Origin of the sequence: Pseudomonas parasichuanensis (assembly GCF_021601385.1) — a bacterium.
Classification (GTDB): domain Bacteria; phylum Pseudomonadota; class Gammaproteobacteria; order Pseudomonadales; family Pseudomonadaceae; genus Aquipseudomonas; species Aquipseudomonas parasichuanensis.
This window is the reverse complement of sequence record NZ_BQHO01000002.1, coordinates 286,521-296,277: the sequence shown is the minus strand read 5'-3', so window position 1 is coordinate 296,277 and position 9,757 is coordinate 286,521. Positions and strand designations below refer to the sequence as shown.

The window sequence follows — 9,757 nt, the reverse complement described above, 5'->3', positions numbered from 1 at the left end:
GAATCCCCTGAAGGGCCGTCGAAGACTACGACGTTGATAGGTTGGGTGTGTAAGCGCTGTGAGGCGTTGAGCTAACCAATACTAATTGCCCGTGAGGCTTGACCATATAACACCCAAGCAATTTGCAACTGCAGATTGTGGTGGTGAAGACGAAAGACCCGAAAGTTCGCAACATCACAAATCGCATATCCGAATTAGCCAAGAGTGTTCACAAGACATTCTGGGCAACCGAATTTCTTGACGACCATAGAGCATTGGAACCACCTGATCCCATCCCGAACTCAGTAGTGAAACGATGCATCGCCGATGGTAGTGTGGGGTTTCCCCATGTGAGAGTAGGTCATCGTCAAGATTCATTTCGCAAAACCCCTATCTGCGCATGCAGGTAGGGGTTTTGTCTTTTCCGGATCGGAAAAGATCAACCCCGTGATATGGTTTCCCACCTTATCCGCCCGCCTTCCCGAGAGCGCCCAATGGCCAACACGACCTCACTGCACCCAGGTTTCATGATCGTCCAGGGCAATCGCCTGGATGACTTGCGCAACCTGGTGGTGAGTGTGATGCGCCGCTTTCCCTTGGCACCGCTGGAAAACGAAATCGCCCTGGTACAGAGCAATGGTATCGCCCAGTGGCTGAAACTGGCGCTGGCCGAAGACCCGCAGGACGACGACCAAGGCGGCTGCGGCATTGCGGCCGCTATCGACGTGCAGTTGCCCGGCAGCTTCATGTGGCAGCTGTACCGTGGCGTGTTGGGCCGCGATGAGATCCCCGAAGTGTCGCTGCTCGACAAAGCCCCCCTGACCTGGCGCCTCATGCGCCTGCTGCCGGAGGTCATCGAGCGCCCGCACTTCGAGCCCCTGCGTCGCTTCCTCACCGACGACAGCGACCTGCGTAAACGCTACCAGCTGGCCGAGCGCCTGGCCGACCTGTTCGACCAGTACCAGGTCTACCGTGCCGACTGGCTCAAGGATTGGGCGGCCGGTGAACATGTGCTCAACACCGCCCGCGGCGAGCGCAAGCCCCTGGCTGCCGGCAACCGTTGGCAGGCCGAGCTGTGGCGAATCCTGCTCGAAGACGTAGGCGAAGCGGGCATGGCCCAGAGCCGTGCCGGCGTGCACCAGCGCTTCATCGAGCGTATCAATAGCCTGGAGCAAGCGCCCACTGGCCTGCCTGCGCGGCTGATCGTATTCGGTATCTCATCGCTGCCGGCCCAGATACTCGAGGCCATGGCCGGTCTGGCACGCTTCAGCCAGGTCCTGCTGTGCGTGCATAACCCTTGCCGCCACCACTGGGGCGACATCGTTGCCGACAAGGACTTGCTGCGCCACCAGTACAAACGCCAACAGCGCAAACAAGGCATGCCCCTGTTGCTGGATGACGAGCTGCTGCACCAGCACGCCCACCCGCTGCTGGCTGCCTGGGGCAAACAGGGCCGTGACTACATCAACCTGCTCGACAGCTATGACGACCCCGGCAGCTATCAGTCCGTGTTCAGCGATGGCCGTATCGACCTGTTCAGCGACGGCGACCCCAAGACCCTGCTCAACCAGCTGCAGGACGACATCCTCGAACTTCGCCCCCTGGCCGAAACCCGCGAGCAATGGCCCCAGGTGGACCCTGCCAAGGACCGCTCCGTGCGCTTCCACGTGGCCCACAGCCCGCAGCGCGAAGTCGAGATCCTGCACGACCAGCTGCTGGCCCGCTTCAGCGCCGACCCCAGCCTGCGCCCGCGGGACATCATCGTCATGCTCCCGGCCATCGATACCTACGCCCCGCACATTCGCGCGGTGTTCGGCCAGCTGGAGCGCAGCGACCCACGCTATATCCCGTTCACCCTGACCGACCAAGGCCAACGTGGCCGCGACCCTTTGCTGATCGCCCTGGAACACCTGCTGAAGCTGCCCGACAGCCGCTTTGCCGTGAGTGAGGTGCTCGACCTGCTGGATGTCCCGGCAGTGCGTGCCCGCTTTGCGATCGAGGAAGGCGACCTGCCCACCCTGCATCGCTGGATCGAAGGCGCCGGTATCCGCTGGGGCCTTAGCGCCCAGCAACGCGCCACGCTCGGCTTGCCCGAGGGCCTGGAGCAGAACAGCTGGCGTTTCGGCCTGCGCCGGATGCTGCTGGGGTACGCGGTGGGCGTCGGTGAGGGTTGCGATGGCATCGAGCCCTACGATGAGATCGGCGGCCTCGATGCCGCTTTGATCGGTCCGTTGGTGGCCTTGCTCGACGCCTTGGATATCGCCTGCCAGGCACTTTCGCAGCCGGCCACCGCCACCCAATGGGGCGAGCGCCTGCATGCGCTGCTGCAGATCTTCTTCCTGGCTGAAAACGAGCACGACGAACTGCTGCTGGTACAGCTCCAGGACCTGCGCGACACCTGGCTGGAAACCTGCGAGGCGGTCGGCCTGCAAGACCTGCTGCCGCTCACCGTGGTCCGCGAGGCGTGGTTGTCGGGCCTCGACCAGGGCAAGTTGTCCCAGCGCTTCCTCGCCGGCTCGGTGAACTTCTGCACCCTGATGCCCATGCGCGCCATCCCCTTCCGGGTGGTCTGCCTGCTGGGCATGAACGACGGCGACTACCCGCGCGCGCAGCCACCGCTGGACTTCGACCTGATGGCCAGCGACTACCGCCCGGGCGACCGCTCGCGCCGGGAGGACGACCGCTATCTGTTGCTCGAAGCGCTGCTGTCGGCGCGTGACCAACTGTACGTCAGCTGGGTCGGGCGCAGCATCCGCGACAACAGCGAGCGCCCAGCCTCGGTGCTGATCGGGCAACTTCGCGATCACCTGGCCGCCGGTTGGCAACTGGTCAACGCCAAGCCAGGGCAGAAGGACGATGCGGGGCAACAACTGCTGCATGCCCTGACCCAGGAGCACCCGCTGCAACCGTTCAGCCAGCGCTATTTCCAGAAAGGCAGCCCGCTGTTCAGCTTTGCCCATGAGTGGCTGGTCCTGCACCAGGACGCCGCAGAGGCCCAGGCAGCACATGCCCCGTTGTTGCCCTACACCAGCGATGAGCCACTGAGCCTGATGCAGTTGCAGGATTTTCTGCGCCATCCCGTCAGGCACTTCTTCAGTCAGCGCCTGAAAGTCTACTTCGAAGCACTGGAAGCCCCCACGCCGGACGAAGAGCCCTTCGCCCTCGACGCCCTGCAACGCTACGGCCTGAGTGAAAGCCTGCTGGGCGCCGCCCTGGCCGAGCCGGACAACCCCGAACAGGCGCTGCAGGCCCAGGCCCGCCGCCTGCAAGCCTGTGGCCTGTTGCCGCTGGCCGGGTTCGGCGAGGCATTGCAGGCCGAGCTGATCCAGCCCCTGCCAGACCTGCTGCAACGCCATGGGCAACTGCTGCAGCGCTGGCCGACGCTGGTGGAAGGTGCCTTGCCGATCCACTTCGAACACGGCTTGCACCGCCTCGAGGGCTGGCTGGGCCGGGTCTACCAGGCCGACGACCAGAGCCTGCTGAGCATCGCCACCGTGCCCAACACCCTCAGTGCCGGGCGCAACAACCTCAAGTGGCACCGGCTGATCCCGGCCTGGGTCATGCACCTGGCCGCCTGCGCCTCGGGCTACCCGCTGCACAGCGCACTGGTGGCCAGCGACCTGACCCTGCTCCTGGCGCCATTAGCGCAAAGCCAGGCCGCCGAACGCCTGGGCGAACTGCTGGTGGCGCGCCAGGCGGGGATGAACGCCCCCCTGCCCATCGCGGCCAAGACCGCCTTCGCCTGGCTGGCCCAGGAAGACCCGGACAAGGCACTTGCCGCCGCCACCCGCGCCTACGACGGTGACGGCCTGATCAGCAACGGCGAGCGCAGCGAAAGCCTGGCCCTGGCCCGCCAGTACCCCGACTTCGCCGCGCTGGTGCTGGATGAAACCTTCGAAGGCTGGTGCGAAGCCCTGTACCGCCCCCTGTTCGCAGCCCCCTGGCAGAGCCTCGGCAACCCGGAGAGCGCCCAATGAGCCAAGCCCGCCCGTTGGCCTTGAGTTTCCCCCTGCACGGCAGCCAGCTGATCGAAGCCAGTGCCGGCACCGGCAAGACCTTCACCATCTCGGCCCTGTACCTGCGGCTGATCCTCGGCCACGGCGGCGAGCAGGGCTTTGCCCGCGAGCTGCTGCCGCCACAGATCCTCGTGGTGACCTTCACCGACGCCGCCACCAAAGAGTTGCGCGAGCGCATCCGCGCACGCCTGGCCGAAGCAGGCCGGTTTTTCCGCGAAGAGCTGGAAGACGCCGACCCGCTGCTGCACCAGCTGCGCGACGAATATCCACAGGAGCATTGGCCACGCTGCGCCAGCCGTCTGGAGATCGCCGTGCAGTGGATGGACGAGGCCGCAGTGTCGACCATCCACGGCTGGTGCCAGCGCATGCTGCGCGAGCACGCCTTCGACAGCGGCAGCCTGTTCACCCAGAGCCTGGAAACTGACCACAGCGAGCTGCTTGGCCAGGTCATGCGCGACTACTGGCGGCGCTTCTGCTACGGCATGCGCGGCGAGTCCCTGGCCTGGGTCCGCGGCAACTGGGGCAGCCCCGCTGCCCTGCTGCCACGCATCCGGCCCTTGTTCGGCCGGGTGCGCAGCGAACAGCACGACGAAGAGCCGCAGCAACTGATCGAAGCGACCCTGCGCGAGCGCAGTGAGCAACTGCGCCAGCTCAAGGCGCCCTGGGCCGCCTGGGCCGATGAGTTGCAGCAGATCTGCCGCGACGCCGTGGCCGCCAAGCAGGTGGATGGCCGCAAAATGCAGGCTCGTTTTTTTGAACCCTGGTTCGAAAAGCTCAAGGCCTGGGCCGGTGACGATCAGGCCATGGAGCTGGATCTGGGCACCGGCTTCACCCGCCTGACCCCCGACGGCATGGCCGAGGCGTGGAAGGTCGGCGAGCCGCCGGATCACCCCGCCCTGCACGCCATGCAAACCCTGCGCGAACACTTGCAGGGGCTCGCCAGCCCCGAGGTACGCGTGCTGGAACACGCCGCCGCCTGGGTCTCGGCCCGCTTCGAAGTGGAAAAGCGCCGGCGCGCCGAAATGGGCTTCGACGACATGCTCCTGCGCCTGCAGCATGCGCTGGCCAGCGAGTCGGGCGAGCGCCTGGCCGGGTTGATCCGCGAGCAGTTCCCGGTAGCGTTGATCGACGAGTTCCAGGACACCGACCCGGTGCAATACGGCATCTTCGAGCGCATCTATCGCATCACCGAAAACAACCCAGACACCGGCCTGTTCATGATCGGCGACCCCAAGCAGGCGATCTACGCCTTCCGTGGCGCCGACATCTTCACCTACCTGGCCGCCCGCCGCGCCACGGCCGGGCGCCTGCACAGCCTGGACACCAACTACCGCTCAAGCCAGGCCATGGTCGCGGCGGTGAACCGTGTCTTCCTGCAGGCCGAGGCGCGCGAACAAGGCCGCGGCGCCTTCCTGTTCCGCGCCCACGGCGACAACCCCTTGCCCTTCGTCGAGGTCCGCGCCAAAGGCCGTAGCGAGCATCTGCTGATCGACGGCCAGCCCAGTGCGGCGTTGCATTGCTGGCATCTGCAAAGCGACGAACCCGTCTCCAATACCCTGTATCGCCAGCGCCTGGCCGCCAGTTGCGCCAGCCATATCGTGGCCGTGCTCAACGGTGGCCAGCAGGGCGTCAGTGGCTTTGCCGGCAGTGACGGCGCACTGCGCCCGTGCCTGCCGTCCGATATCGCCATCCTTGTGCGGGACGGTCGCGAAGCGCAATTGGTCCGTGCCGAACTGGCGGCCCGTGGGGTGCGCAGCGTCTACCTCTCGGACAAGGACTCGGTGTTCGCCGCCCAGGAGGCCCACGACCTGCTGGCCTGGCTCAAGGCCTGCGCCGAGCCGGATGCCGAGCGCATGCTCAAGGCCGCCCTGGCCAGCCTGACCCTCGGCCTGCCGCTGATCGAGCTGGAGCGCCTGAACCAGGACGAACGGGTCTGGGAAGGCTGGGTGATGCGCTTCCGGCGCTACCGCGAAATCTGGCAGCGCCAAGGGGTGTTGCCGATGCTGCGCCGCCTGCTGCACGACTTCCACCTGCCGCGCAGCCTGATGGCGCGGACCGACGGCGAGCGGGTGCTGACCAACCTGCTGCACCTGGCTGAACTGCTGCAGCAGGCGGCCGGCGAGCTGGATGGCGAGCAGGCCTTGATCCGCCACCTGGCCGAGCACCTGGCCAACGCCGGGCAGGCCGGCGAGGAGCAGATCCTGCGCCTGGAAAGCGACGAGCAGTTGGTCAAGGTGGTGACCATCCACAAGTCCAAAGGCCTGGAATATCCCCTGGTGTACCTGCCGTTCATCTGCACCAGCAAGCCGGTGGACGGCTCGCGCCTGCCGCTGTCCTGGCATGACGACGACGGCTCGGCGCACCTCACGCTCACCCCCGACGCACAGCAGATCGAACGTGCCGACGACGAGCGCCTGGCTGAAGACCTGCGCCTGCTCTATGTCGCCCTGACCCGTGCCCAGCACGGCTGTTGGCTCGGCGTTGCCGACCTCAAGCGCGGCACCCAGCGCAGCTCGCAACTGCACCGCTCGGCCCTGGGCTACCTGCTCGGTGGCGGCCTGCCACTGTCGGCATCCAGCCAACTGGGCGAGTGGTTGCAATTACTGAGTGCAAATAGCCCTGCCATTGTCAGTGGGCCGGTGCCCGAGGCAGGCGAGCAAAGCTACCGCACCCCGGCGAGCGACAGTGAGCTGTTGCCTGCCCGCAAACCCCGACGTGCCGCCGCCGAGCAGTGGTGGATCGCCTCCTACAGTGCGTTGCGTGTCGGCGATCAGACCCTCATCGCCGACAGCTCCCAGGCCCAGCAACTGCTCGACGACGAAGCCCTGGACAGCCAGCTGCTGCGCGAAGTGCCGGCCGAGTCCGGTGATATCCACCGCTTCCCCCGTGGCCCCAACCCCGGCACCTTCCTCCATGGCCTGCTCGAATGGGCAGGCCAGGAAGGCTTCGCCGCCGTGGGCAGCCAGCCCGAACTGATCGAGCGCACCGTGGGCCGGCGCTGCAACCGTCGCGACTGGGCCGGTTGGATCCCCACGCTCAGCCAATGGCTGCAGCAGATGCTGGTTCAGCCCATGCCGTTGCAGGGCGCCACCCTGCAGCTGGCGGCGCTGAGCCAGTACCAGATCGAAATGGAGTTCTGGTTCGCCAGCCACCAGGTCGACACGCTGCACCTCGACCAACTGGTGGTGCGCCATACCCATGACGGCGCCGCTCGCCCGGCGCTCCAGCCGACCCAGCTCAACGGCATGTTCAAGGGCTTCATCGACCTGGCCTTCGAACTGGACGGGCGCTACTACGTGGCCGACTACAAATCCAACTGGCTCGGCCCCGACGCCCAGGCCTATGGCGCACTGGCCATGGAGCAGGCGATCCTCGAGCACCGCTACGACCTGCAGTACGTGCTCTACCTGCTGGCCCTGCACCGCCAGTTGCGCGCACGGCTGCCCGACTACGACTACGACCGCCATGTCGGCGGTGCCCTGTTCATCTTCCTGCGTGGCACCCACTCGGCAGGCCACGGCCTGTATCACGCCCGGCCGCCGCGCGCGCTGATCGAAGCCCTCGATGCGCTGTTCCGCGGCGAGCACGCGCCCGCGCAGCAGGACCTGTTTGCTGGAGCCACGCCATGAGCCGCAGTCTCGACGACCTTCTGCCGACCCCACTGCAGGCCGAGCACCTGAGCGCCCTGGCACCACTGCACGACAGCCACGATCTGCTGGCCCTGCTCGACCGCTGGGTGGAGCGTGGCTGGCTGCGTGCGCTGGACCGGGCCTTCGTCGGCTTCCTCGAAGAGCTCGCCCCCGGCAGCGATCCGCTGGTGCTGCTGGCGGCGGCGCTGGCCAGCCACCAACTGGGCCATGGCCATGTCTGCCTCGACCTTGCCCAGACCCTGGCCGAGCCGGACTTCGCCCTGTCCCTGCCGCCGGAAGGCGATGCCCTGGCCGGGCCGCTGCTGCTGCCCTCGCAACTGTTGGCCAGCCTTGAACTGGGCACCTGGCTGCAGTGCATCGGCGATAGCCCGTTGGTGGCGGCAGGCGACGGCAGCCCACAGCGCCCGCTGGTGCAAAGGGGTGAACGTCTGTATCTGCGCCGCTATTGGTCTTACGAGCGGCGAATCGACGGCGCGCTGCACGAGCGCCTGGCCCGTCAACAGCCGTTGCAGGCCGATCTGTCCGTGCGCCTGGCGCAACTGTTCGACAGCGGCACGCCGGCCGCCGAGGTGGATTGGCAAAAACTCGCCTGTGCCCTGGCCACCCGCGCTGGCTTCAGCGTCATCACCGGCGGCCCCGGCACCGGCAAGACCACCACGGTAGTGCGGCTGCTGGCCCTGCTGCAGGCCCCGGCGGTAGAGCAGGGCCGGCCCCTGCGCATTCGCCTGGCGGCGCCCACCGGCAAGGCGGCGGCGCGCCTGACCGAGTCCATCGGCCAGCAGGTCGAGCGCTTGCAGGTCGACAGCGCGGTGCGCGCGCAGATCCCCACCGACGTCAGCACCGTGCACCGCCTGCTCGGCAGCCGCCCGGGCTCGCGCCACTTCCGGCATAACGCCGGCAACCTGTTGCCACTGGATGTGCTGGTGATCGACGAGGCGTCGATGATCGACCTGGAAATGATGGCCAACCTGCTCGACGCATTGCCGCCCAATGCGCGGCTGGTATTGCTGGGCGACAAGGACCAGCTGGCCTCGGTGGAGGCGGGCGCGGTGCTGGGCGACCTGTGCCGCGACGCCGAGGACGGCTGCTACTGGCCGCAGACCCTGGCCTGGCTGGAGCAGGTCGGCGGCCAATCGCTGGCCAACAGCGGCCTGCAACCGGGCGAAAGCCCGCGCAACCCGCTGGCCCAGCAAATCGTCATGCTGCGCCACTCCCGGCGTTTCGGCGAAGGCAGCGGCATCGGCCAGCTGGCCCGGCTGGTCAACCGCCAGCAGGCCGCCGAGGCCCGCGCGCTGCTGGCCAGCAAGCCCGATGACGTGTTCTGCCTGACCCTCGGTGGCGAGCACGACAAGCGCTTCGAGCGTCTTTTGCTCGACGGCCTCAACCGCGGCGCCGAAGGCCCCCAGGGCTATCGCAACTACCTGCGCAACATCGGCCGCCTGCGCCCGCCACCGGGCACCCCGGCAGAGGATCCACGCTGGGAACAGTGGGCCGGCGACGTGCTGAGCCGTTTCGAGGACTTCCAGCTGCTGTGTGCGGTGCGCAAGGGCGCCTGGGGCGTGGAGGGCCTGAACCAGCGGGTCGAGCGGGTGCTGCACAACGCCGGGCTGATCGACAGCCAGCAGCTGTGGTACGAGGGGCGCCCGGTGCTGGTGACCCGCAACGACTACGGCCTCGGCCTGATGAATGGTGATATCGGCATTGCCCTGCGCCTGCCCGATGACCAGGGCCAGGCCCCGTTGCGCGTAGCCTTCCCGCGTAACGACGGCAGTGGCGGGGTGCGTTTCGTCCTGCCCAGCCGCCTGAGCGAAGTGGAAACCGTGTTCGCCATGACCGTGCACAAGTCCCAGGGCTCGGAGTTCAGCCACACTGCGTTGGTGCTGCCCGACGCGCTCAACCCGGTGCTGACCAAGGAGTTGGTGTACACCGGCATCACCCGGGCCAAGCATTGCTTCAGCTTGATCGAGCCGCGCAGCGGGGTGTTCGAAGAGGCTGTAGAGCGCAGGGTGCGCCGTGTTTCGGGGCTGATGCTGGAACAGCTGTGATACGGGCGTACCATGTGGGTGTGCTATCGTTGCGGCATTATCTGGTAACTTTTTGAGAGATTTCCCA

3 protein-coding genes and 2 rRNA genes are annotated in these 9,757 nt (G+C 66.8%); all 5 read left to right on the top strand.

Annotated features, from left to right (window positions below; translation table 11 throughout):
* Positions 1–106, top strand: a 23S ribosomal RNA gene (locus tag L6D77_RS02985); the annotation flags it as partial.
* Between the two features lie 130 nt (positions 107–236).
* Positions 237–352, top strand: a 5S ribosomal RNA gene (rrf, locus tag L6D77_RS02980).
* Positions 353–473: 121 nt separating this feature from the next.
* The gene (recC, locus tag L6D77_RS02975; protein WP_232881770.1) at positions 474–3,956 is read left to right on the top strand and encodes an exodeoxyribonuclease V subunit gamma; all 3,483 of its coding nucleotides are present in this window, start codon (positions 474–476) and stop codon (positions 3,954–3,956) included.
* Positions 3,953–7,624, top strand: coding sequence for an exodeoxyribonuclease V subunit beta (gene recB, locus L6D77_RS02970; protein ID WP_232881772.1), 3,672 nt, complete (start codon positions 3,953–3,955; stop codon positions 7,622–7,624). Before recC ends, recB begins: the two co-directional genes overlap by 4 nt.
* Complete coding sequence (recD, locus tag L6D77_RS02965) at positions 7,621–9,690, top strand: exodeoxyribonuclease V subunit alpha (RefSeq protein WP_232881774.1); 2,070 nt, start codon at positions 7,621–7,623, stop codon at positions 9,688–9,690. The genes recB and recD overlap by 4 nt, the downstream gene beginning before the upstream one ends.
* The last annotated feature ends 67 nt before the right edge of the window (positions 9,691–9,757 follow it).

Coding starts and splice junctions, on each gene's coding strand:
- recC (WP_232881770.1), top strand. CDS start 474: ATGGCCAACACGACCTCACTGCACCCAGGTTTCATGATCGTCCAGGGC.
- recB (WP_232881772.1), top strand. CDS start 3,953: ATGAGCCAAGCCCGCCCGTTGGCCTTGAGTTTCCCCCTGCACGGCAGC.
- recD (WP_232881774.1), top strand. CDS start 7,621: ATGAGCCGCAGTCTCGACGACCTTCTGCCGACCCCACTGCAGGCCGAG.